The 25,856-nt window shown below is 46.2% G+C and carries 14 protein-coding genes; 3 read left to right on the forward strand and 11 right to left on the reverse strand.

Annotated features, from left to right (window positions below):
* Positions 1-24: 24 nt before the first annotated feature.
* From rlmB to carA, 4 genes are all read right to left on the reverse strand, one after another.
* The gene (gene rlmB / locus QUA97_RS13420) at positions 25-1,572 is read right to left on the reverse strand and encodes a 23S rRNA (guanosine(2251)-2'-O)-methyltransferase RlmB (protein WP_333194863.1); all 1,548 of its coding nucleotides are present in this window, start codon (positions 1,570-1,572) and stop codon (positions 25-27) included.
* Positions 1,573-2,109: 537 nt separating this feature from the next.
* A complete protein-coding gene (locus QUA97_RS13425) occupies positions 2,110-2,565 on the reverse strand; it encodes a Mini-ribonuclease 3 (RefSeq protein WP_194010595.1) in 456 nt (151 codons plus the stop codon).
* A 303-nt stretch (positions 2,566-2,868) separates the two neighbouring features.
* Complete coding sequence (locus QUA97_RS13430; protein WP_194010594.1) at positions 2,869-3,225, reverse strand: STAS domain-containing protein; 357 nt, start codon at positions 3,223-3,225, stop codon at positions 2,869-2,871.
* A 580-nt stretch (positions 3,226-3,805) separates the two neighbouring features.
* Positions 3,806-4,957 carry a glutamine-hydrolyzing carbamoyl-phosphate synthase small subunit gene (gene carA / locus QUA97_RS13435; protein ID WP_333194864.1) on the reverse strand — a complete coding sequence of 384 codons (1,152 nt, stop codon included), beginning with the start codon at positions 4,955-4,957 and terminating at the stop codon, positions 3,806-3,808.
* A 388-nt stretch (positions 4,958-5,345) separates the two neighbouring features.
* Here carA and QUA97_RS13440 point away from each other — a divergent pair, with 388 nt between their 5' ends.
* Complete coding sequence (locus tag QUA97_RS13440) at positions 5,346-6,047, forward strand: retropepsin-like aspartic protease family protein (protein ID WP_333194866.1); 702 nt, start codon at positions 5,346-5,348, stop codon at positions 6,045-6,047.
* 269 nt (positions 6,048-6,316) lie between these two features.
* Here QUA97_RS13440 and trpD read toward each other — a convergent pair whose 3' ends face one another.
* A complete protein-coding gene (gene trpD / locus QUA97_RS13445) occupies positions 6,317-7,432 on the reverse strand; it encodes an anthranilate phosphoribosyltransferase (protein ID WP_333194867.1) in 1,116 nt (371 codons plus the stop codon).
* A 5-nt stretch (positions 7,433-7,437) separates the two neighbouring features.
* Here trpD and QUA97_RS13450 point away from each other — a divergent pair, with 5 nt between their 5' ends.
* Positions 7,438-7,584 carry a hypothetical protein gene (locus QUA97_RS13450; protein WP_333092940.1) on the forward strand — a complete coding sequence of 49 codons (147 nt, stop codon included), beginning with the start codon at positions 7,438-7,440 and terminating at the stop codon, positions 7,582-7,584.
* 866 nt (positions 7,585-8,450) lie between these two features.
* Positions 8,451-11,435 carry a PAS domain-containing sensor histidine kinase gene (locus QUA97_RS13455; RefSeq protein ID WP_194066830.1) on the forward strand — a complete coding sequence of 995 codons (2,985 nt, stop codon included), beginning with the start codon at positions 8,451-8,453 and terminating at the stop codon, positions 11,433-11,435.
* Between the two features lie 209 nt (positions 11,436-11,644).
* Here QUA97_RS13455 and QUA97_RS13460 read toward each other — a convergent pair whose 3' ends face one another.
* From QUA97_RS13460 to QUA97_RS13485, 6 genes are all read right to left on the reverse strand, one after another.
* The gene (locus QUA97_RS13460) at positions 11,645-13,417 is read right to left on the reverse strand and encodes an adenylate/guanylate cyclase domain-containing protein (RefSeq protein ID WP_333194868.1); all 1,773 of its coding nucleotides are present in this window, start codon (positions 13,415-13,417) and stop codon (positions 11,645-11,647) included.
* Positions 13,414-13,809 carry a response regulator gene (locus QUA97_RS13465; RefSeq protein ID WP_333194869.1) on the reverse strand — a complete coding sequence of 132 codons (396 nt, stop codon included), beginning with the start codon at positions 13,807-13,809 and terminating at the stop codon, positions 13,414-13,416. The genes QUA97_RS13460 and QUA97_RS13465 overlap by 4 nt, the downstream gene beginning before the upstream one ends.
* Positions 13,810-14,366: 557 nt before the next feature.
* Positions 14,367-20,411, reverse strand: coding sequence for an ATP-binding sensor histidine kinase (locus QUA97_RS13470; RefSeq protein WP_333194870.1), 6,045 nt, complete (start codon positions 20,409-20,411; stop codon positions 14,367-14,369).
* Between the two features lie 162 nt (positions 20,412-20,573).
* On the reverse strand, positions 20,574-21,332 hold the full coding sequence (locus tag QUA97_RS13475; protein WP_194066826.1) for a ribonuclease HII: 759 nt from the start codon (positions 21,330-21,332) through the stop codon (positions 20,574-20,576).
* Positions 21,325-23,694 carry an Rne/Rng family ribonuclease gene (locus QUA97_RS13480; RefSeq protein ID WP_333194871.1) on the reverse strand — a complete coding sequence of 790 codons (2,370 nt, stop codon included), beginning with the start codon at positions 23,692-23,694 and terminating at the stop codon, positions 21,325-21,327. The genes QUA97_RS13475 and QUA97_RS13480 overlap by 8 nt, the downstream gene beginning before the upstream one ends.
* A 1,150-nt stretch (positions 23,695-24,844) precedes the next feature.
* A partial coding sequence (locus tag QUA97_RS13485; RefSeq protein WP_194066824.1) for a TIGR03936 family radical SAM-associated protein occupies positions 24,845-25,856 on the reverse strand: 1,012 nt, incomplete at its 5' end.

The following is a 25,856-nucleotide window of genomic DNA, read 5'->3' on the forward strand; positions in this document are numbered from 1 at the left end:
TTGTACACTTTTTTTCAACGACCTTCAAGATCCGTGTACGTGAAACTTTTTGGGCCCCCGCTGGCGGTAAATTTCGTATAAAGCCATCCCCGTTGCTACCGACACATTCAGGCTAGGAGTCTTTCCCCTTAAAGGAATTGAAACTAATCCGTCGCAGCCGCGCTGTATCAAAAGGCTCAAACCGTCAGCTTCACCGCCCACAACTAAAACAGTAGGCCCGGAGAACTTGATTGTCTCTACCGAGTCACCTACCCCTGCTGCAGTGCCGTAAATCCAGAATCCAGCCTCTTTCAATTCTTCCAGCGCCCGGTTAAGATTGACAACCCTTGCCACTGGCAGGTTTTCCAATGCCCCTGCTGCGACTTTTCTCACTGCCGAGGTAATCCCGACGGCCCGCCGCTGTGGAATCACAATGCCCTGAGTTCCTAACGCTTCTGCGGTGCGAACGATCGCCCCTAAATTGTGGGGGTCGTTAAGTCCTTCTGCTACCACAATCACTGGATCTTGGCAAGCGGCCTTAGCATTGGCGATCAGTTCGCTCAAATCGAGGTATTCGTAAGCTGATACTTGGGCGGCTACACCTTGATGGTTTGCCTTCCGCGTGATGTAGTCGAGGCGCAAATCGTCAACTTCATCAATGATGCTGCCGTTGGCCTTGGCTTCGGTTAGCAAGCTGTGAAAGCGCGGATCGTAGCGCAGGTGCGGGACAACCCAGATCCGGTTGAGCACTTGGTTGCTTTCTAAAGCCGCTTGCACCGCATGGCGGCCGTAAATCATGTCGTCTGTGTTTGCGTCTGGTTGCACGACAGTATTTGAGGCAGTGTCCACAGGGCGAGTGTCTGTCTCTTTGTCTCTGTCTCTGAAATGATAGCCTCGGAATTCCCGCGGGCTGCTATCTCCGTCTCTGTTTTTGTCTTTGTCTCTGTCTTTGTAAAAATTGCCCCGGGAGTCCTGCGGGCTGCTGTCTCTGTTTTTGTCTCTGTCTCTGTCTCGGAAATTGTTGCGGGCTGGCTGCGGGCTGCTGTATCCGTCTCTGTCTCTGTCTCGGAAATTGTTGCGGGCTGGCTGCGGGCTGCTGTATCCGTCTCTGTCTCTGTCTCGGAAATTGTTGCGGGCTGGCTGCGGGCTACTGTATCCGTCTCTGTCTCTGTCTCGGAAATTGTTGCGGGCTGGCTGCGGGCTGCTGTCTCTGTCTCGGAAATTATTGCGGGCTGGCTGCGGGCTGCTGTATCCGTCTCTCTCTCCGTCTCTGTCTCTGTCCCTGTCTCTGTAAAAATTGCCGCGGGATTCCTGCGGGCTGCTGTCTCCGTCTCTGTCTTTGAACTGTCGGCGCGCGGAGGGTTGGCCGTCGCCATCGACATTCCGTTTGAAAATTGCTCGCACGGGCATTTCTCGGGATTGGGGAGAGAAAGTCGATCGCTTTTGAGGCGCTTCTACTCCGCGAGTGTCGGGAGAGGGCTTGCGTTCAAAGCGGGGAGAGGAGGATTGCGAGTCTTGACGGCGGCCTTCGCTTCTGAATGGCTTGCTGTCGGAATTCGATCGCGAGGAGTTTGGTTTTGTAAATTTTCTCATGGGTTTATGATTGCAGTTAGAGCGATTTGAGATTTGAGATTTTGGCTTGAGAAACCAATCTTAGGAATTTGGGATTTGAGATTGGCGGGTTTGGGATCAAAGATTTTTCTCTTGTTAAAGTTGCTCGTTGATAGACTCGATCTGCATACATATTCGATCGATCTGTTAACCGCAGATTGCCAGCGGATACACACAGAGGGACGCAGATAATTCATTGGAGTCTGCGATGCACAGTGCAACTTAAGTCTAATCACTCCATCGGTAGCGACAGTTTTTAGGTGGTAGTCACAAAAGGCCAGTCCTAAGCCGATTCGTGACCTCAGACACCCGGTTTCTTCCGATATTTATTGTCAAGCGCCACTAAATTTTCTCGACAACCGGGTTTCTAGCCCCCGCTCGATCGTAATCCCTGAAACTGTCGCTACGTATCGATCGCCGGTCGATCCTGTTTGCGCCATCGATTTTTGGGCTTTTTTAGGTAGGTTTGCGGTGGAATTAATTATTGATTAATCCGCTGTCCTTCGCAACTATTAACTGCTAGATACTTTCAGTTTCTAGCTCTAAAAGTCCCAAAATTTCCGTCAATCTTTCGGAATCGGTGAGGTACAAATATCCGACCAAAGTTTCTAAGCTGCTGGCTTGTTGGTAAATCTCTGGATCGGCTCGCTTGGAACGGCCGGATACGGCATTGCGCCCGCGCTTGACAATTGCTAATTCTGTACTGTTCAAATAAGGAGAGATCGATCGCAAGTGACGCGCTTGAGTTTCGGCTCGTACTTGTCCCACCACCAATTCGTGATAAGCTTGCAATCTTTTCGGCGGTACTAAGTACGAGCTCCTAATGTAGAGTTCGTATACTGCATCTCCCAAATATGCCCAGGCGGAGGGCGATATCCTTTCTATTTCTGCTGGTGTCGCCCTCTCCGCATACTGTCGATTTAAACTGATATCAGTCAGGCTCAATTTGAGTCCATCATCTGCCGTAGGCGACATACTTTTTTAAATAAAACTTCCGCACAGATTGGTTGTTCTAGTCCTTTGACATTTTTGTCTTCGATCGCACCGACTCAAAAACACTTTTTACACTTATCGCAACGCTCCCCTTCTTATACCATTTTTCTGTCTGTTTGCCACACATATTTTGCTGTTCCTCCACCGGATTTCAAAGTATCTGGGGACTTTGCAGCTTGCGCGTGTCGCAGCTTCTCGAAAAATTCGTATTTTTGTACCCGCAAAACTATAAAAATTTGCTATCCAGCGTTGAGAACCGGATAGCTAATTAAATCCACCTTTGCATCAAGTATCCTTGACGTTTTTTACCGCATCATCAACCGTTGGCTGCAAAGACAAAAATTTCTCTAAGCGAACCAGTTTAACAGTCTGAGTTACACGGGGATTTGAGACAATTTGCAATGTTCCTTCCAAGGTTTGGGCTTTCTTGACAAGTTGTACAAGTGCGCCCAAGCCGGAACTGTCCACAAAGTCTATTTTAGACAAGTCCAAAATTACGTGTTTTGGGCCATCGTCTATACATTTGCTTATTACCTTCCGAAAAGTGGCCTCAGAAAAAGCGTCGAGCAGGCCAGTCAGGCGAAATAACTGATAGTTATTCTTGACTTCGCGAGTGCCTCTGAGGCTAACGGTCAGGGTCAATGGCTCAGAAATGACACCCTCCTAGCTAAATATGACTAAAAGTCGAGGCTTCATTATAGGAGTTTTTTGGTTTTTTGTCTACAGTTTTTTGGTCATCAGCGATCGGTCAGGAGTCGTTAGTCATTAGTCAGAGGCTCTCTACACCAAGAGCCTCTGAGAGACGAGCAATTGCAAAAATAGCTGTGACGGGCGAGGAGGATCGTCCCACAAAAATGATTTTTTCTTGTGGGGAGTAGGGTTCGCCGTCCCGCCTGCTGGAAAATTCGCTCAAAACAACTGAGGCAATTCCAGCCCGATGACTGGGGACTGATGACCAATAACCGAAAGCCAGGGGGGACAGCACTAATGACCAATGACCAATGACTAATGACCAATGACTAATGACCAATGACTAATGACCAATGACCAATGACTAATGACCAATGACCAATGACCAATGACCAATGACCAATGACTAATGACTAATGACCAATGACTAATGACTAATGACTAATGACCAATGACTAATGACCAATGACCAATGACCAATGACCAATGACTAATGACTAATGACTAATGACTAATGACTCCCCAAAGATGGCTAAGCTGTGATTTTCTGATGGTCTCGCATGGACTGCACGAATCGATCGAACAAATAGTCAGCGTCGTGCGGGCCCGGACTGGCTTCCGGGTGGTACTGGACTGAGAACATCGGCAAGGTTTTGTGCTTCAATCCGGCTACGGTGCGATCGTTCAAATTGAGATGAGTAATTTCTACTTCCGGGACTAGGGAATCCGGGTCGATCGCAAAACCGTGATTTTGGCTAGTAATTTCTACTTGCTGGGTTAAACCCGCAGGATGATTCAAGCCCCGGTGGCCGAACTTGAGTTTAAAAGTTTCCGCACCCAAGGAAATCCCCAGTACCTGGTGTCCCATGCAAATGCCGAACACGGGTTTGTCTGACTTCAACAAAGCTCTAGCCGTCGCGATTCCTTCAGTTACCGCCGAGGGATCTCCCGGGCCGTTGGACAGAAAAATGCCGTCCGGGTTGTATTTGAGAATTTCCTCCGCCGACGTGTCAGCGGGTACAACAATTACCCGACAGCCGTAACTCGCCAAACGCCGCAGAATATTGCGCTTGATCCCAAAATCGATCGCCACCACCGTCCACATTTCGCCGCTGGCCGGTTGGACTGTCGGACTGAACTCCCACACCGAGTCCGTGGCTTCCGACCACTCGTAAACCTCGCGGGTGGTCACTTCCCGAACCAGATTCAGCCCGGCCATACTGGGAGCGTTTTGGACTTGCTCCAACAGCTCTGCCTGGTCGAGAATCACTGTCGAGATGCCGCCGTTAATCGCTCCCACAGTGCGAATTTTGCGGGTGAGGGCGCGGGTGTCGATGCCGTAAAGGCCGGGGATATTGTGCTGTTTTAGGTAGTCTTGCAGGGATTGCGAGCAGCGCCAGTTGCTGGGGCGGCTGCATAGGTTACGGGCGATCGCACCTCGAATTTGCGGCCGCGAGGATTCTTCGTCTTCGAGATTTACCCCGGTATTACCCAATTCTGGATAAGTAAAAGTGACAATTTGACCGCAATAGCTAGGATCGGTCAAGACTTCTTGGTAGCCTGTCATTCCCGTATTGAAAACTACCTCGCCGACGACGGTGGCGTCAGCGCCAAACGACCAGCCGCGGTAAGCAGTACCGTCAGCCAGGACTAGGAGAGCGGGTTTTGCTGTTGAAAGTGACATGGCATCCTTAATTACTTTACGTTTAGTTTCATTTCATTTTTATCCCGACTGGGGGCTTTTGGCCGATCGACCAAATAGACCTCTCCCACAATGATTGTGGAACAGGCATCCTGCACGTTCAAAACAGTCTTTTTGGCAGATGTCTCATAAAAATCTCATTTTATTTTCATACAGTAATTTCCTGCTGTATTTTTTTTTACGGTTTATAGCTCAATCTCGTAAAAATTTATATTACGTGCTTTGGTACTTTTGACTTAGGAACCTTCCAGTCTCAATTACTGAAACAAATTGTTTGTCATTTGTCAAGCATTTTGTGACATACCGCCCTCATCAGACAAAAATACAAGCTGAAATCCCCAAACTGTCAGCGCTAAATCTATACTCAAAGGTGGTTGTCGTTGTTACGATCGACAAACAAGCGTTTAAACAAACTATGGTCAGCAAATCTCCCTTGCCTTTACTTTCCAACTCAAAAAAGCCTCAACCGAACGCTAAAAACCTCCGCAAACCTTTACTGCTTTTAACAGCAGTTATTTCTCTGAGCAGTTCAATTTTACTTGACACTGCAGTCAACTCGTCGCCAGCGACTGCTCAAGAGAGCGAGGGATGCTTCATGCGTAACGACCGCGGCCAAACAATTAGCTTGAGCCGCTCTGTCTGCGGTTTTATGCCCCAAGAATTGGCTCCTGCAGGTTCGTCTGATACTAAGGCTAATACTAAATCGGGAGTATTTCTGGTCAAAATTAAACGCCGAGAAGCTAATATCCCAGTGATAGAAGTCACGTTTAACGGCACGCAAAAGTTTGAAATGATGGTGGATTCTGGAGCAAGCCGCACAGTAATTACGCCAGCAATGGCTACTGCTTTGAAGATAGTTCCTCAAGGAAGCGTGCAAGCCAAAACTCCCAACGGAGTGGCTACTTTTCCTCTGGGCAATCTTACTTCGATCGAAGCTGGCGGTTTGGCGATTACAAATGTAGTTGTACCGATATCGCCCGCACTAGACATCGGGCTGCTGGGTCACGATTTTTTTGGTAATAAAGATGTGACTATTAAGCAAGATGTGATTGAATTTCGATCGCGCTCTTAAAGTGGAGTCATTAGTCATTGGTCATTAGTCATTGGTCATTGGTCATTGGTCATTAGTCATTGGTCATTAGTCAGAGCGTGCGAATACCTTAAGAGTTCGCTGGGTTTTGCAAACAGTTGATCCCTGCGTAATGGTTCGAGTTTGCTCGATCGCCAGAAGCGAGAGACGATCGCAAATTGTGCATCTCATTCTTCCCTCCTCTGGCCTCTAACCTCTTTTTTCAACATCTGTTAAATCAGCCAATTGCATCAGATGCCGAACTTCTTCCTTCACCGCAAAAACTCAATTAACTGCTGCAATTTCAACCAAGATTCGCCGCTCGATAAAATATCCTTAGCCAAATCAACTCCTGCAGCGTGGGAACCCATAGGAATTGCACCCCCCACTTGAAAAGCTAAAGACGCATTCAAAGCTACAACATCCATTTGCGCTGCTGTACCTTTGCCTTGCAAAACATTCCGCAAAATCTCGGCGTTTTCCTCAACATTTCCGCCTTTCAAGGAGCCGATCGCACTTGGTGTCAATCCTACCTGTTCCGGGTTTAAAGTAGTAAGTTCCACCTTGCCGCCCGACAAAATGGCCAAATCAGTCACATCACCCAAACCCGCCTCATCCAACTTTTCTCGGCCGTGCACCACTATCGCCAACTCAGTCCCCAACTCGCCCAAAGCTTGCGCCACAGTTGATACCATCCTGGGATCGAACACCCCGATTACCTGCCCATCCGGGCGCAGAGGATTGACGAGAGGCCCTAAAAGGTTAAAAACAGTCCGCACCTTCAAAGTGCGCCGGAGCGATGCTACAGCCTTGAGTGCTGGATGCCACCCTGGCGCAAATAAAAAAGTGATCCCTACCGAGTCTAAAGCAGCTTTTACCTTCTCCATATCGGCGTTGAGGTTGACTCCGAGTGCTTCTAGCACGTCAGCAGAACCGACTTTGCTCGATGCCGATCGATTTCCGTGTTTGGCGACTCGCACTAGGCCTGCGGCGGCAACAAAAGCTACAGCCGTGGAAATGTTAAATGTGGAAGCGCCATCACCGCCGGTGCCGCAAGTATCAATTAATTTAAGATTTGAACTTCGAGATTGGCGATCCAAAACACTTTCTGACTCGCCTGCGAGGGACTCAAACTGCAATACCTGAGCCATTCCCGCCAATTCTTGAGCAGAAATGCCTTTAGCTTGGAGAGCAGCTAAAATTGCGCCGGAAAGTGCCGGGGGTATAGCTTCTGCTAGCCATCCCTGCATTAAGTCGGTGGCTTGGGCGCGCGAGAGAGATTGTCTGTCTAACAGTTGTTGTAGCAGGGCTGGCCACAGAGGAGAATCCGCTGTCAAAGTTGAAGCTGCGGATATATCTGGTGTTGCGAGTACGGGAGAATCTGTCATTTATAGTGTTAGTCAAATTTAGCCCGATCGAGCTTAGCGGCCAAACCGAGAATCGATCGGCATTTTACCAGACTTACACCATGTTCAATTTTTGCGTGGGAGATTTTAGAATTGGCAATGACTTACTGCACAATGGTTTAGAGCGTCCTTAAAATTGCATCTTGTTTGGGAAACTGCCCAAATCTCACCCTATTTTGAGCCCAGGGATCAGATTTTGGCCCCTGATATTAGCAGCGTTACATCATTTGTCCGCCCGCAGCAGCCGAATATGAAGTTTTTGATACAACAATTGCCCTCTTGTTATGGCAACTTTAAAGGGAAACGCGCGATCGTGCAACTACCAGCAGTCCGCTGTATTATATTTGACTAAAAATAATTAACAGTAACCGAGAGCACTAACGGATACAAGTTTCCGACAAAAGTTGTGGATACCCCAAAATTTTAGGCCAGAGCGACAGTCACAGATTCACTGCGCCGCAAGTCCATGATTCGATCCAAAATCTTCAATCTCCCAATCGACAGCACAGCACCCACAGCCGTTCAGTTGATACCCGCAGGTTAGTCACAGGAGAGAGAGAGTCGATCGAACTTTGACCCAAACCTTAAAAATAAACTCTTGCGGTTGTAGAAGTAGCTGCCTCTGATTATAGTAAAACAGCATCGCCACTAACTTATTTCAGGGTACTTAACTGCTAATATATTCACACAGATTTTAAGGAGCAGGTTGGGAATCGAGCAACTCGTCCGTCTGAAAACCAGCCAAATCTTAAAAAAAGACAAACCCAATCAACTAAACTTGCCTCAATAACATCTAACATCTAACAGCCCAGCAGGAAAAATGAATCAACATACTTGTATAATTGCCGCCCCGGACACAAACCAATCGCCAAGATTTGTGGGCGATCGCTTGTTTTTCGCGATCGGGCGGCACAGTATTTTCCTGCCTAGTTAACAGTTCATACTTAACAGGAATATACTAAAAATATTCAACTCCAATACAAGAGCAGGGTATTCAAAAGTGGCAAATCAACAATTACAAAATAAAGCAATAGAATGCCTGAATGTCCAGGAGGCGCTGCAGCAAATGGAAGCAAAATATTACAGTATGTTTGAAAATGCTGTTTCCGGCATTTTCCAGACCACACCCGAAGGGCGTTACCTCAGCGCTAATCCCGCTTTGGCTCGGATTTACGGGTACAATTCCCCAGCAGAATTGATGGGGAACCTGACCGATATCAGCGATCAGCTTTACGTCAATCCCGATCGCCGCAGCGAGTTTGTTTCGGCTTTACAAGCGCGCGGCATCGTATCGGATTTTGAATCGCAGATTTATCGCCGAGATGGCGCAGTAATTTGGATTTCGGAAAATGCGCGAGCAGTCCGCGATTCCGACGGCAAATTGCTTTATTACGAAGGGTTTGTCGAAGATGTTACTCAGCGCAAAAATGCAGAAACTGCACTGCGAGAGAGTGAAGAACGCCTGCGAATGGTAATAGAAGGCGTTAAAGATTATGCTATATTCATGTTAGATACTAAGGGATATGTAGCTAGCTGGAATTCCGGCGCTAAAAGAATTTTGGGGTATGAAGCCAGCGAAATAGTAGGCAAAAACTCGGAGTGCTTTTATACGCCTGAAGATATTAAAATTGGCAAACAGCAAGAAAAATTAGCCACAGCTACCGCAGCAGGTAGATATGAAAGTGAAAGCTGGCGGTTCCGCAAAGATGGCTCTCGATTTTGGGCGAAGATTATTGTGACTCCTTTGCGGGATGAAAGCGGAGAGTTGCAAGGCTTTTCTCAAATCATGCAGGACATTACCGAGCAAAAGCGGACTGCAGAAGAAAAAATGCAGTTGATTGCTTCTTTACAAGAATCGGAAAGGAAGTTTCGCACTCTCTACGAATCGACAACTGATGCGGTAATGCTGTTAGACGAACAGGGATTTTTGGATTGCAATCCAGCAACTTTAAAGTTGTTTGGCTGCAGCACAGAATCGGAGTTTTGCGGCAAGCATCCTTCGGCATTTAGCCCACCTTTACAACCGAGTGGAGAAGATTCTATGAGTCTGTCTCAAGAGCAAATTAATACGGCAATCACCACAGGAAGTTGCCGTTTTGACTGGCTGCACCGACGTTTGGACGGTTCCGAGTTTCCGGCGGAAGTGCTGCTAACTTCTATGGATATCGGCGGCAAAATTGGGCTGCAAGCTGTGGTGCGCGATATCACTTATCGGGTGCAAGCCCAGGAAAATTTGCAGCGGGCTAACGAGGTTTTGGAATGCCGGGTTAAAGAGCGGACAAGTCAGTTAGAAGCAGCTATTAAACAGTTGCGTTTGTCGGAGGAAAAATTTTCTAAAGCTTTTCGATCTAGTCCAGATCCGATGACTATTACTACTTTCTCAGGCAATTTTATTGAAGTTAATGATAGCTTTTTAGCGATGACAGGCTACAGTTTAGCAGAAACTATTTACCATACAGTAGATGATTTAAATATTTGGGTGAAGCCAGAAGAACGAGTTAATTTTAGGAAAATATTGCAAGAAAAATATATTGTTCGCAACCAGGAATGCGAATTTCGGGTGAAGTCGGGATCGGTGGTGGTGTGTTTGCTCTCAGCAGAGTTGATTGATTTGGAGGGCGAACTTTGTATGCTGGGGGTGATGACGGATATTACCGATCGCAAACGTGCAGAAGAAGCCCTGCGGGAAAGCCAGCGGGCACTGGCGACGCTGATGAGCAATTTGCCCGGGATGGCCTATCGTTTTCGCAATGATGCCGATCGCAGTATGGAGTTTGTCAGCGAAGGTTGCTATCAATTATCCGGCTATTCTCCTGAAGAATTTATCGGCACCATGCAAATTTCTGTATCGGAATTAACACACCCGGACGATCGCGATATTTTGTGGAATGCCATTCAAATAGCCTTGGCAGAAAATCGCCCCTATCAGCTAAATTATCGAATAACTTGTAAAAACGGCGAATTAAAATGGGTTTGGGAGCAAGGTTTGGGAGTGTATTCCGACTCTGGAGAATTGATAGCTTTAGAAGGGTTAATTACTGATATTTCCGAGCAGAAACGCAGTGAAGAAGCTTTGCTGCAGTCGCAAACAGAGTTAACTCAACAAAAACTTCAGCTAGAACATACTTTGCACGAATTGCAGCAAACTCAAGCGGTATTGATTCACACCGAAAAAATGTCTACACTCGGTCAAATGGTAGCAGGTGTCGCTCACGAAATCAACAATCCCGTTAGCAGCGTCTGCGGCAATCTCGTCCACGTCGGCCACTACACCGAAGATTTGCTAAATTTGATCGATATGTACCAGCAGCACTGCCCGCAGCCGCCCGCACCAATTCAAAATAAAATTGAGGAAATCGAGCTAGAGTTTCTGTTAGAAGATTTGCCAAAAGCGATGTCCTCGATGCAGATTGGGGCCGATCGCATTCGGGAAATCGTGCGCTCTCTCAGAAATTTCTCTCGCAAAGACGATTCTCAAATGAGCAAAGTCAACCTGCACGAAGGCATTGAAGGAACACTGCTAATCCTGCAAAGCCGGTTGAGGGCGCGCGGCAACTATCCCGAAATTGCAGTAATTAAGGACTATGGAAATTTGCCTTTGGTTGAGTGCTATTCGGGTAAAATAAATCAGGTATTTATGAATTTGATCGGAAATGCGATCGATGCGATCGAGGAATACAACGCAGGGCGTTCAGTAGAGGAAGCCCAAGCTAACCGCAGCAAAATTAAAATTAGGACAGAAGTCCAAAACTCCAACGCTGTAATTCGGATTTCTGACAACGGCCCAGGGATGCCGGAAGAAGTTTGCCAGCAGTTATTCGAGGCCTTTTTTACCACCAAACCCGCCGATAAAGGCACTGGTTTGGGCCTGTCAATTTCCTATAAAGTTGTCCGAGAACACGGAGGCACGCTGAGTTGCGTGTCTGCACTCGGTCAAGGAGCCGAATTTATCATAGAAATGCCGATCGAGCAAAATAGTTATTAGTTATTAGTTATTGGTTATTGGTTATTGGTTATTGGTTATTGATACCAAATCCGGGTTTTGGATATCCTTTATGAACCAGTCGGTGCAGGCCGACTTTGTTTGACAAGGCGCGGTTTCAACCGCCGAATCATAAACGGGGTATGTTACTAACAACTAACAACTAACAACTAACAACTAACAACTAACAACTAACAACTAACAACTAACAACTAACTAAGACACCTATCCCAATAAATTTGAGCCACCTTATCCCCCGGATTTTGTCGCCAACAATCCGCAAAAAGTTCCCCAGCTTCCCTAAAATTATTCATATTGTATAAAAACAAAGCCTCAGCAAACAACCGCAAATTAGCCAACTTTCCCGCCTTAACTTCCGGCAAATCCGCCTCAAAAACTTCATAAACAGTCACCCATTCAGACTTCCCCTTAACCTGAACCCGATCAATTACCCGAATTGCATAATCAGCAGGATTTGTCAAGCGATCGAAAGTCTGTTGAGTAATTAACAGCGACACCCCATAATTCTTCGTCAAGCTTTCAATTCTAGAAGCCAAATTAACCGCATCACCAATAACAGTACCGTCCATCCGGCTGTTTCCGCCAACAGTACCCAACATCAAAGAACCAGTATTAATTCCCACCCCAATCTTAATCGCCACATCGTCCGCAGCAGCGCGCTGTCGATTGTATTCAGCAAGACTGTGCAGCATCGCAATTCCCGCTTTCACAGCATCATCCGCACCCTCACTAAACAAAGCCATAATTGCATCGCCAATATATTTATCAATAAACCCCTGATTTTCTAGAATCAGCGGTTCCATATAACTCAAATATGAATTGATAAATTTGAAATTTTCTTCTGGTGTCATCTGTTCCGAAAGAGTCGTGAAATCGCGAATGTCAGAAAACAGCACCGACATTTCCAACTCCACCGCATCTCCCAATTTAACATCAACAATACTGTCACATCCCAAAAAAGATAACAACTGATTGGGTACAAAACGACTTGTCGCCTCAACGATATCTAATTCTGCCTCCAGTGAAAGTTGCAAACTGCTATTGACCTCAAAAAGCTCCTCCATGAACTTTTTGCGCTCAGCCTCAGCTTCTTTGCGTTCTGTGATATCTAAAAGAGTGTTGATAGCATATACAATTTTGTTCTGCTGCTCGTAAATCGGGGAAGCATGAATTTCTAGGGGAATAATCTTATTTCCGTGCCGGACTTCTAAATCGTCAGCCATCGAAGTTTCGCCCCTCAATGCCCGAATGACGGGCAAGTTTTCCACAGGGCAAGGTTCAAGACTTCCTGCTGGATAAACTTGATAAACCTCTGACAGTTTTTCGGCTGGGAGTTCAGACACGACTCCTTTGTTAAATATCTCTTTTGCTTTTTTATTGATATAGTAAACTTGGCCATCAGCATTCAGCACTCCTACGCCGATAGGTATTGCTTCCAAAAACTGCATCAAACGATTTTCGTTCTCGTGGAGTGTCGCAATCAGTAGCGATTGCTCGCGGTTTAAATCAGCCAATTCCTGATTCATTTGCTGAAGCTGCGCGTTTTGTGATGCCAGAAGTTGATTTTGCCGATAACTATTTACTGCTTCTTTTACCGTCAAACTCAAGTCTTCTTGTTGCCAGGGTTTGGCTAGATAACGATATAAATTTGCATTTTTGATGGCATTGCCCACCGCCTCAATATCTGCTTGCCCTGTCAGCATAATTTTGATAGTTTGGGGCGAAAGTAGGTGGACTTGTTTTAATAGTTCATCTCCCTTCATCTCAGGCATGATGTGATCGGAAATAATTAACGGTACTTCATACCCATCTAACAATAATTCTTCAAGCAACTCTAATGCTTCCTCCCCACCCTCGGCAATTTCGACCAGATAAGCATTGCCGACAGCTTCTTGGAGTTCTACTTTGAGGCTCTTGAGTACAGTGTTGTCATCATCTACACAGATTATTACCTGTTGTTTCATAACTTCAACAAACCAGACTTTATAGTTTCCAGTAAATCGGCTTCCGACCAAGGTTTAGATAAGCAGCGATGGAGATTAGCCTGCTTTTTTGCTCTGTCAACTGCTACTTCGTCAGCTTGACCAGTCAGCATAATTGTAATAATATGGGGGTATTGTTTGTGAATGCGTATCAGTAACTCATCTCCCTTGATACCAGGCATCAACCAATCAGAAATAATCACAATAACGCTAGTTTCTTCGTTATATAGTTCGCCGATTACCTCTAACGCCTCTTCAGCATCTTCGGCTCCTTCATAGGTGTAGGCATCCCCAAATTCTGCTGCTAGCTGCGTCCTGAGACTATCTAACACCATTCTCTCATCGTCAACGCATAAAATAACTGGTTTAGACATTTATTTTTTCTCCTTCGTGAGTTTTTATTAGTAGGAAAAGTAGTAAAGTGTATTAGTATGCCCGATCGCATTTTAAGATGCTAGCTCGCGATCGCGCCGGCGACCGTTACCTTGGTTTTTTACCAAAATACTTGCTGACAATCCTCTTGGCAGAGTTCAAAAACCCCGTTTCTTGGTTTAAGTGCGATCGCCAATTAAATGCCACGAAACAACAGATCTCCAAGTTCTCTCCCCTCCCCAGTCACCGAAACCAAGAAATCTAAATGCGTAGCAGCTTAGCCGAGCATAACGCACCGTATAGCGATTTTACCTCGATTCCCGGTAGAATCCGAGTTATTGTTCTCAAAACGCTTTAACTTTTGCCATCCTCCCAATGGGGTAGATTGCAGATGGGATGGAACTAAATAAAACCCCACCTACTTACTGCGTTATATCGTTTGCCACATACTTTACCTCCTTATACAGCGGTTCTCAAGCGTCGTGAGGTATGCCCGGTTTGGCCGGTTTGGCCGGTTTGGCCGGTTTGGCCAGCGGCACCTAATCTTTCGCTTGAAAGGCTATACACCACTTATTGGTAGAAAAACATTAAATGTAGTTTGACCGGGAATCGATTCCACTTCAATCTTTCCCTGATGTTTTTCAACAATCTTCTTGACAATATCTAGTCCCAAACCGCTGCCTTCTCCCGGAGGCTTAGTAGTAAAAAATGGGTCAAATATTTTCTCTTTTATCTCCTCTGGTATGCCCTTACCGCTGTCACTAACACTAATCTTAGCCTGCTCGTCTTGTGTTGTCACATCAATAGTTAGCGTCCCCCGATAATCCATTGCTTGCAAAGCATTGTGCACCAGATTTGTCCACACTTGATTCAGTTCGTCGGGATAGCACAGTATCGGCGGAATTTCGGCATATTTTCTAACCACCTCAATACCTTGTTTTAATTGATTTTGATAGAGAGTTAAGATAGTTTCTATCCCTTCTGCAATGCTGGCGCTTGTCTTGGTACCAGACTGTTCGTAGCGGGCATAGGTTTTCAAAGCAAAAACAACTTTTGATGCTCTATCTGTGGCTGTGTTAATAATGGCAATACCTCTTTTTAATTCTGACAGTTTGTATGCAGCTTCTACAAGATGCAAACTGTCCGGTCTTTGCAGCAGTGGTAGAAAAGTTTCGATTCGCTCGTAGACCCCCATCATGACTAATCTATCGGCCACAGTATCGGCACTCTCAATCTCTAATATTTCGAGTTGGCTTCTTAAAGCTCTCTTTAATTTGCGTTCTTCTTTGGTTGATAAGTTTGTAGATTGTTGGAGAGAATACTGAAGTAATTCTAAAAAATTCTGTCCAGCTTCTGGGGAGAGAGATTGAAAAACTGCGGGCAATTGTTCGAGAGCTCGATCCAAGAACTTAGAAACATTGCCCGCACTGGAACGAATTGCACCTAGGGGTGTATTAACTTCGTGGGCAACTCCGGCTACAAGTTGTCCTAAAGCTGCCATTTTTTCTGATTGAATCAATCCTTCTTGGGTGGCTTTGAGTTGTTGGAGAGTATCGCTGAGTTCCTGATTTTTTTGGTGCAGAGCTAATTCTGCCTGTTTGCGATCGCCAATTTCTCGGCACACCGCGTGCAGAATTTCTTTTCCATCTAAAGGAATTACTGTCAGCAATACTTCTACCCAAAAATCTTCTCCATCAGTGCGGCGGTGCATCCATTCAAAGCGGTGATTTCCTCGATCGAAAGCCAGGGCTGTCATGGCTTCAGCTTTTTCAAAAGAGTTTCTACCGTCAGGTTGAAACTCGGGGGAAATTTGAGCCGGATGCAGAGAAAGAACCTGTTGTTTGTTCGTGCAACGCATCATTTTGACTGTGGCGGGGTTGCAGTCAATAAAAGTGTTGCCATCTAACAGCAAAATAGCATCGGCAGATTGTTCGTAAAGTTGTCGAAAGCGAGCTTCTGACTGCTGGAGTTCTTGGGTGCGCTCTGCTACTTTTGCTTCTAAGTTGGCATAGAGTTGGGCATTTTCTATGGAAATTGCCGCTTGCGAGGACAAGATTTTTAAGACGGCTAATCTGTCGGGAGTAAATGCACCCGTTGTCAGGTTATTTTCTAGGTACAGAATTGCGATCGGCTTTCCTTGATGTTGAATCGGCAGACACAAAACCGACTTTGGTTGATGCTGGATGATATAATAGTCAGCAGCAAATATAGCCTCAGTAGTCGCATCGTTTATTACGCAGGTTTCTTGGGTGCGCCAGACATAGTTAATAATTGCGATCGGAATTTCGTTAGAGTCAAGAACGTGAGTTGATTTTAGGTTGCAAAATTTACCACTAACACATTGAGCAGCGACGAAAAATGAATCTCCTTCTATCAAAATCATAGAGCCCTTTTCGGCTCCCGCATTCTCCATCATCACTTGCATCAAAGTGGAGAGCAACTTATCGAGGTTGATTTCTCCTGACAGTGATTGAGATGCTTTGATTACTGTTGCCAAATCCAGAATTTCGGAAACACCTGAACTGCTATTTGTAACAACAGTTCCAGTCATCATTGGGGAAATTGTATCACTTGTGTTGAAGCTGATTTTTTGACTGAGAATCTTAGCAAGTAATTGGGGATAGCGTTTTTCTAAATCGTCAATTTTTGCCTTAGCTCCCCACCGCGCGTAAGCGTAATAGGCTTCTGTTAGGTATAGTTGGGCGATTTTGTCTTTTCCCCAGCCGAGATAGAATTTGGCAGCGAGTTCGTGGGCTAGGGCTTCTTCGTTGAGATAACCGTTTTCTTTGGCGATGGAAATGGCGCGATCGTACATTTCCATCGCCTCTAATTTTTTCGCTAAAACTCGATGTCTTTCTGCTTCTACTAGATAAAATTTATGTAGATAATTCATGGGGGCATGATGTACCCATATTTTCATTTTCTCCTGATTGGTCATTACAGTTTTGAGGATTTGTTGTTGTTCAAAAATCTCTACATCGGGATACACAGCCAACTTAGAAAGAGAATTGTAGGTATAAAAAATAGGTACTAATATCGAAGCTACTCCTGCATCTAAATACTCTTCGGCTCCAGCAGAATACTCAATTGCTTGTTGGTAGTCATCAAAAAGATAACAAAGGATTAACTTATTTAAATAGAAGTAGTAACACGCTATTCTGTAATTATTTGCAATGTAAACCGGCAACATTTGAGATTCATCACAAGCTGAACCGATTAAAAGGCAAGGATTTTCTGTCTTTCCCAGCAAGTTTAATACAGCTTGATGGTGAATTTGATGTAATTGAAGAATGCTATCCTGATTGATCTTTGCCAAGGCATCACTGTAGGTTTCAAGCTCTAGTTCCACGCTTGATAGCTCGGCAGAACCGCTAAAGTACAAAAGGTAACAGTACCTTTGTGCGGAATAGCCAGCGTGTTCTAAATCCCCGGTTTCTAAACCACTAAAGTAAGCAGATAACAGAGGCTTTAATGTTGTTTTGATATGATGTTTCCAATGCTTTGTAAAGTAATTTACTACAAAGAGCGTCATAGCTCTAAAAGGCTTAGCATCGAGTTTTTCGAGCAAATTTAGTGCCAGTTCTCCAAATTGATAGCCCGTTTCTAACTCTCCCATAACTCCGCACAGAATGAGCGCATAATTTGCATAGGCATGAGTATGAGTTGGTGCATTACCATATTCAATGGCTAACTGAATCTGTTTAAAAGTAATCAGTGGCAACAAAACTGGAGTCACCATGTAGGCAGCAGGACAGAGTTGTAACAGCATCTGAGTTGCTGCCAGTTTTTGGGGGTCACTCATGTCGGGTAAATCAATTAAGTCCTGAATAGATTTTCCTTGTAAAGCCAATTGCGTCTCTGCAAAAGCCCGGGGAATTTCTGTCGGTTCCGGATCTTTAGGTAGATATATCCCCAAGAGTTCGAGAATGTCTAACCCAAAATTTAAAGATTGTTTGATTTGGTTCTGCGCTTTCAAAGCTTGAATTTGAATTTGATAAATTTTAATTTTATCTAAGAGCGTCTTTGAATTTTGGATAACTATTTCTGCTAATTGCTCCATTTGCTCAAAATCACCGTTCAAATACATCGCCTCGGCGGCTTGTTCATATAGTTGCAAAGTCAGCTTGTAATGGGTCTGCCAACACTCAATATCTAGGAGTTCTATACCAATATTTAAATACTTTTTAGCAGCCTCGTAAGCCGTGGAAGTTTTAGCTTTATGTCCGGCTCTTAAATTTAATTGAGCGAGTTCGTCCCGTTCTGTTTGATGGGTAATTAACTCCATCCCAATATTCAACTGGTTGACAATATCAAAAATCTTCTCTTCTTTTTCTGCTTCTGTAGGAGCGGTGCCGCCGTGCCCGCCCTTCCTCAACAGCAGTTGTCCAATTTCGAGGTGGGTTGACTGTTTTTGGGATTCGGGAATCAGAAGATATGCTGCTTGCTGCACTCGGTCATGTAAAAACTTGTAGGGAACCGATAACTCCGACGCTGGTGCAACTTTAACAGATTCCGAGTCCTGAAAAAACTTGTAAACTTCAGTAATCGGTATAACTAACCCTTCTTGCAAAGCTTTCCACAAATCAGCCGCTGTCTCACTCTGAGATTTTTCGTGAACAATTGCTAGAGTTGCTAAGTCAAACTCGTTGCCAATACAAGCTGCAAGTTTCAGAACATTCTGGGTATTTATCGGCAACTTTTGCAACTGAATAGCCATAAACTCGACCACATCATTGGTAAAAGCTAGGGTCTTAACTTGAGCAATATCGCATTGCCACCCCCCCATTCCCCCCCCTTGGTAAGGGGAGGGAATGAGGCTAAAATCAAAGGATATTAACCCATCTGCGTACAGAGATTTGAGAAATTGAGTAGCAAAGAAAGGATTGCCTTGAGTTTTGGTGAAAACCAGTTCTGTCAGAGGAATTGCCCTTTCTAGTGGACAAATCAGGGTATCAGCAATCAGGCGATTCAGGGAAGGTTGGTCTAAGGGTGCTAACGTAATTTGGTTGAGTGTTGCCGAGTCTTTGCGAATCTCATCCAATGTCAGCATCAGTGGATGGGCGGAAAACACTTCGTTATCGCGATACGCTCCCATTAACAACAGATAGCGGGTATCTATTTCACTCATCAACAATTGCATTAGCTTCAATGAAGCGGAGTCTGCCCACTGCAAATCATCCACGAAAATCACTAAAGGATGTTCTTTTGTTGCAAACAGTCGGATGAATTTTTGAAATAATAGATTGAAGCGATTTTGAGCGGCAGTTCCTTCTAGTTCTGGCACTTTTGGCTGCTTGCCAATTAGTCGTTCTAATTCTGGGATAACATCAATAATGACTTGACTATTTTCGCCCAAAGCCTCTAAAATTTTGACTTGCCATTTATGCACCTCAGTAGCACTTTCGGTGAGTAATTGCTGCATCAGATTCTGGAATGCCTGCACCCACGACGAGAAGGGAATATCACGCTTAAATTGGTCAAATTTTCCTTTGATGAAGTAACCCCGTTGGCGGACAATGGGTTTGTGAACTTCGTTAACCACGGCGGTTTTGCCAATCCCGGAAAAGCCCGCCACCAGCATGATTTCGGAAGTACCTTCGCTGATGCGATCGAATGCCTCTAATAGCGTCTTAAGTTCGTTTTCTCTACCGTAAAGTTTTTCGGGAATGGTGAAGCGATCGCAAATATCCCTATTTCCCAAATCAAATTCGCTAATTTTCCCGTTGTCTTGCCATTCCTGCCAGCATTTTTCCAAGTCGTAGCGCAATCCAGCAGCACTTTGATAGCGTAACTCTGGAGTTTTTGCCATCAATTTCATGATGATTTTATTGGTCATTACTCCAATAGCTGGAACTAGCTCGATTGGAGGATTTGGCATCTTGGCAATATGACAGTGAACTACCTCCATTGGGTCAGTTGAGTAAAAGGGTAATTGCCCTGTTAGTAGCTCGTAAAATGTAACTCCCAGCGAGTAAAAATCAGTGCGGTAGTCGATACCTCGATTCATTCGTCCCGTCTGTTCGGGAGACATATAAGCTAGGGTTCCTTCTAAGACGTTGGGATTTTGGATTTGCTGGTTTTCTCTGGGTAAAAGAGAGGAAATACTGAAGTCAATTATTTTTACTTCTTTGGTTTCCGGGTTAATGATAATATTCTGGGGCTTGATATCTTTGTGAATAATTCGGTTGTGGTATAATCCTTCTATGGTTTGGACAATCTGAATCGCGATCGGCAGAAATTCATCTAGCGGTAGGGGCGAAGTATCGGGGCAGGAAACCTCAGAATTACTTGATAGGATATTATCTAATTGCTCTGGATTAACAGTATACTCAGCAAGGGAAACACCGCCAACATCCTGCATTACCAGAGCAAAAGCATTGCGGTAGTTTAAGAGTGCAATGGGTTTGACAATTCCCGGAAGGTCAAGATTTTTGGTAATGGTGTACTGATTCCGAAACTGCACGAGTTCGCTAAAAGTGGGATACTCGCTCAATAGCAGTTTGATAATTACTTTTTGGTTTGACTCAGAAAGTCCTCGATAAACCTTGGTTCTAGAGCCATTGTAGATTTGCTCATTGATGCGATAGCCGGGAATTTTTAACATATTATCAGTCCTGGTCAAGAGGTTAAATAAAAATTTAATAGATGCTACCGGAGGCTGAAGCGATAAGGTGCTCATCGCGCACCCTCTAGAATAGAGTTTATGCGCCCAGGACTATTAATTGGAAATTATTGATTTTTCAAATTTTATATAATCGCGCTGGAGTTAGAGAGGTTTTTCGTTGTTATTGTTAAATTTTTGACAAGGGCTAAATGATAAGCGGTGAAAGACAGACGCACCGTAGCGTTCCAAAGCCAATTTATGTTTAGCTGTTCCATATCCTTTGTTATTTGTCAAGTCATATTCGGGATACTTAACAGCCAAGCGCACGATTAATTCATCGCGCCAAACTTTGGCGACAATACTAGCAGCGGCTATCTGAATCGATCGCGAATCACCTTTAATCATCGTCTCTTGTGCGATCGCCAAATTGGGGATTCTTTGATTCCCGTCAACCAAACACAAATCCGGAGTAACCTTCAACTTCAAAATCGCCCGCTTCATCGCCAACAAAGAAGCTTGCAAAATATTGAGGCGATCGATTTCCCGCACCGAAGCCACACCAATTTGACAGTCAACAGCCACAGCCCGGATTTTTAGTGCTAACCGACTCCGGGCTGCGGCACTCAACTGCTTGCTGTCGCGCACCCCGCAACTTGCTAATTCATCGATAACTTCGTCGGGCAGAATGCAGGCGGCCGCCACCACGGGCCCGAACAAAGCTCCCCTTCCTACTTCGTCCACACCAGCTATTATCTGAGTCCGAGAGGGGGATTGGCCTTCGGCTTCGCTCAGGCTAGAGAGGGGGAGATTGGGGGAGGGGGAAAGATGGAAAGATGGGAAGAGAGTAAAAATTTCTACTTTTTTGTTCTTTGTTCTTCCTTCTTCCTTCTTTCCTCCTCCCTCTGACTGGAGATCAGTCATCTACAACAGCAGACGAGCGACGGCGGCGGCGGCGGTTGATCGCTGGCTCTTCGGGTTCGCTGGATTCGCTGGATTCGCTGGATTCACTTGATTCATTCGACTCGTTTGAGTCATTGGATGTCAAAGGCTGATTCAACTCGCTTGACTCATGGAATTCGATCGACTGCTCGAATTCGATCGACGGCTCCGATGCTCCCCATTCATTCGATTCGTCCATCCCATCGCTGGTTTCCTCCACGTCGCCAGCAAAATCATCCATGAGGTCGATCGAACTTGCACCGTAAATTTCAACCTCATCATCAAGATCGAGATCGTCCTCATCATCCTCATCACCCTCAGAAAATACAGGCTCAACTGCCGATATTTCTGCATAATAATCGGCTTCCTCAGCCTTCTCTGCTGGCGCGGGGGGTTCAAATTCAAATTCGAGCTGCTCGAAAGACGACTTGTTCGGCGGCTCTCCGGGGAGTGTCACCGAAACGATCGCATTCTTAGGATTTTTTACACCGCGATCCGTCATCACCAAAGGAGAAACTCCCATCAGAGCATAAACATCCTGCTCCTCGGCTGTCATTTCCACCGAAATCATTTCAGGAGGCTCCACCATCGGCTTCATCAACTCAGACTTAGTTGGACGCACGCGATCGAAATCCTCGCGCCTGCCAACAGCAGCCATATTCACCAGCCCGAAGCCCTCGGAAGCGGCGCGGATGCCGGGGGGTGCGAGATACTCAGAGCGCGTCTCCACGACGGGCGCGCTGTTGGTATTCGGCAGTCGCAACTTGTTGCGTACCGGTTCCTCCTCGGCTACAGCAAAAGGCTCTTCGCCAATTCGGCGACGGCGGCGGCGTCTGGTTCCGTTCCCCAAATCCTGATAGCTGGGATGGTTGAGCAAGTCCAAAGACGAGGCGTTGCTGCCGGTCTCAAAATCCAAACTTTCGCTAGACGGTTCCCAAGCAGCCCGAGCTGGTTCGACGGAACGTTCTTCTCTTACTGGTGCAGGAGTTGCAGCCGCCGTAGGTGTCAGGCTGCGGCGTTCCAATCCTTCTGGCAAATTCAACAAAACGCGGTTGGAGGAACCCACAGTGCGATCGGGTGATTCCCGCACGGCACCGGCGATATCGTCTTCGCCGGGGAGGTGTACCAAATGCCCCAACCCGCTGCAAGTCGGGCAACTGTGGCCGAATAACTCGTAAATATTTTGACCTTGGCGCTTGCGAGTGAGTTCTACCAGTCCCAATTCCGACAGTTGAGCGATTTGCGGCCGAGATTTGTCTGCTTTGAGAGCTTTATTGAAATGTTCCAGCACTTGCAATTGATCGCGGCGGGATTCCATGTCGATAAAGTCAACAATAATTACCCCGGCAATATTCCGCAGCCGCAGTTGTCTGGCAATTTCGGTTGCTGCTTCGCAATTTGTCCAGAGTACAGTTTCGCGAGCTGTGGCCGATCGAGTAAACGAGCCTGAGTTGACATCAATCACCGTCAGGGCTTCAGTCGGCTCGATGATCGCGTAACCGCCCGAAGGCAAATCTACCCTCGGTCTGAGGGCTTCTCGAATCGCAGCGTTGACGCGGAAAAATTCTAAAATCGAGGCGCGCTCTCGGTGGTGGTCGATCAAAACTCCTGCAGGAAGTTTACCGCCGTTCCAGCTCATCAACTGCTGTTTGACACGCTTAATGCCATTTTGCGAGTCCACCACAATCCGATTCACGTCACCGCTGAACATATCCCGGAGTACCCGCTGGATAAAATCGTCGTCGCGGTTTAGCAGTGCTGGCGCTCGGGAAGTACCGCCTTCGAGTTGAACGGATTCCCACTGTTTTTGCAGCACTTCCAAATCTTCCATGATGGCTTCTTCGGTCATGCCTTCGGCTTCGGTGCGTACCAGCAGCCCCATCCCGGCCGGTTTCACCAAAATAGCTAGGGCTCTGAGGCGGTTGCGCTCGGCTTCCGACTTGATCCGGCGGGACAGATTGACTCCCCGGCCGTAGGGCATCAGTACCAAATAGCGGCCGGGCAGGGTGATATTGCCTGTCAGCCGGGGGCCTTTACTGCCCGTCGGTTCTTTCATCACCTGTACCAGCACTTTTTGCTGGGGGGTGAGGAGTTCTGTAATTGCTCCTGCCGATCGTTTGAGCCGCAGCGGGCCGAGGTCTGTGACGTGCATGAACCCGTTGCGTTCTGGGTCGCCAATATTGACGAAGGCCGCATCTATCCCAGGGAGTACATTCTCGACAATTCCCAAGTAAATATCGCTGACTTGGTGGCTGCCTGTGGCTACCACGAGTTCTTGAATTTGATCTTCGGAAAAAACGGCAGCAATGCGATGCTGCTCTGCTATAACTATCTGCTTTGTCATTCAATTTCCTCAAAAAAATGGCAGCAAATTAGAGACACTTACGCACGCTCATAGTGCCTCTTACTTTGACTGTAATTATTAGTAGTAGCAGGAAGAGTTATTAGCTGTGAGTTGGTTCAGGGTGGAATGACTGTTAACTGTTAACTGTTAACTGTTAACTGTTGACTGTTAAGTTAAGAGGGCGGGCCCGCACCATCCACCGCCCCTACTGACTGTTGACTGTTGACTGTTAACTGTTACAGATACAGTGTTTGAATCCACCCGATCGCAAGTTATGAGTTATGCTTCGCAGACTGAGCTGGAAGATAGAAATAAGGACGTTTTTACCGAGTTATAAATATTGAATTTTGATTGGTGAATTGCAAACTCTCTCACTCAATCTTCAACACTTCCAACTCTTCCTTTGAACGAGCGTGAATAAATTCAGTGACTCCGTACCAATTTCTTAACACACAACTTAACACTACGAACTGATAACTCCGCTTGCGTGGTTGAGGGCTGGTTTTGAGCAAAAGTTAAGTAGGATTGAAAGCGCGTAGACTTTTGTTGAATTCTTGCGGGATAGCGGTCAACTTACCCCAGCTTGACATTCTTCGACTGCGACTTTTGCCTGTGCCAACCCTAAAACCTCTTGATTCGATTTTAGATACTTCGACTTCGCTGTAGAAGTTTGAGATACTTCGACTTCGCCGTACAAGTTTTAGATTTACTCCACAGATGAATCAGGGAGCAGGAGCTAGAATCTAAAATCTCAAATTTTTGCTTCTTTACGACGTTTGTCGAGAGCTTGTCTCTGTTTTCCGATCGAGGTCAAAAATATCTATTGTTGAATACCAGCAGAGCGGCTTGAACCGTGAGATTTGTGAGTAAGCCGACAATCGACTCATTGTCGATCGATCGAAATTAATCGCTAAATTTGGTTCAGGCCCGGCTCCTGCGGGTTTGGCACTAGATTTAGCCGGTCAACGTACAAAAAGGCTTAAAGTCTTGAACAGAAGCAGTTTCACCCAGCCCGCGTTGCTGGTTGACTCTTAGCGACGAGCGACTAAAGCGCTCGAGCCGCTGCGGCTTCCATAACAAACAATTATAGCTTAAGCGACACATCCCGATCGATAGCCCTAGTGAAATATTTCACCAGGGCTTCCCTATCTTAACAATAACCTAGGATTAGCTGACTGCGCTGAACTTGCAGAAGCTGAATTTCCTGCCCGCTGACTTGTTCGAGCATGAACACAAGATGTTCGGGCTTGAGCAAGTTGCCATCGCTGCGACAACTGCCGGTATAGCGCAAGACTGCTCTACCTTCGGATGTACCGCCACAGTCAGAGGCGCGGATTGCTGGTAGCTGCTCTACAAGTTCTAGTTTGTGCAGCCGATCGCGCAAATTGACATCCTTAGTTTTGCCCGACTTAGTAGTGTGTACCCGCCAAAAAGCCTCTGTTTCGGCGATCGCCCCTACCCAAGCTTCCCAGTTAGGGCTAACAGCGACAGAGACAGCAGCCAAATTTTCACCTTCAAAATCGCCATTTTCTGCCAGCGGGCCTGTTGCTGCCACAGTAACGATATACTCAGCGGCTTCTAACAACTGGTTAGCAGAAGGAGCTTTGAGGTCGATCTGTTCCACCTTGTAAATCGGGATATTTTCTGGCAGAGTCGCTACCATTTTTTCCCGAAAAACCTCAATATCGATCGGCCGAGAAAGCTCAAAATCCGCAATTTCCCCTGTGCTAGTGACACCCAGAGGCAGAGCGTTTGCCACAGAAATCCGAGGATTCGGGTGAAAGCCGCCAGTAAACGAAATCGGCAAATCGGCCCTGCGGACAACTCGATCGAACAATCGCAGCAAATCCAGATGACCAACCAAAGCCATATCGCCCACCTTCCCGAACCAAACCCGAACCCGCTGTTTCCGTTCTGTATTCGGCACAAACTCCCCAGCAAACTCAGGAATTGGCAGCGCATCAACTACCACATTGTGTCCGAAATCCGTGCCGCAAACCCCGCAGCGCGAACACCCTTCAAAGGAACAGTCAGGAACCGTCGCCGCTTCCAAAGCATGAAGCAAGTCAATTTTCAGCCAGTTTTTATCGATCCCCGTGTCTAAGTGATCCCAAGGCAAAGGTCGATCGAGGGAGAGGGGGAGAGTGGGGGAGGGGGAGAGG

The sequence above is a fragment of the Microcoleus sp. CZ3-B2 genome (genome assembly GCF_036705055.1).
In the GTDB taxonomy this organism is placed as follows: domain Bacteria; phylum Cyanobacteriota; class Cyanobacteriia; order Cyanobacteriales; family Microcoleaceae; genus Microcoleus.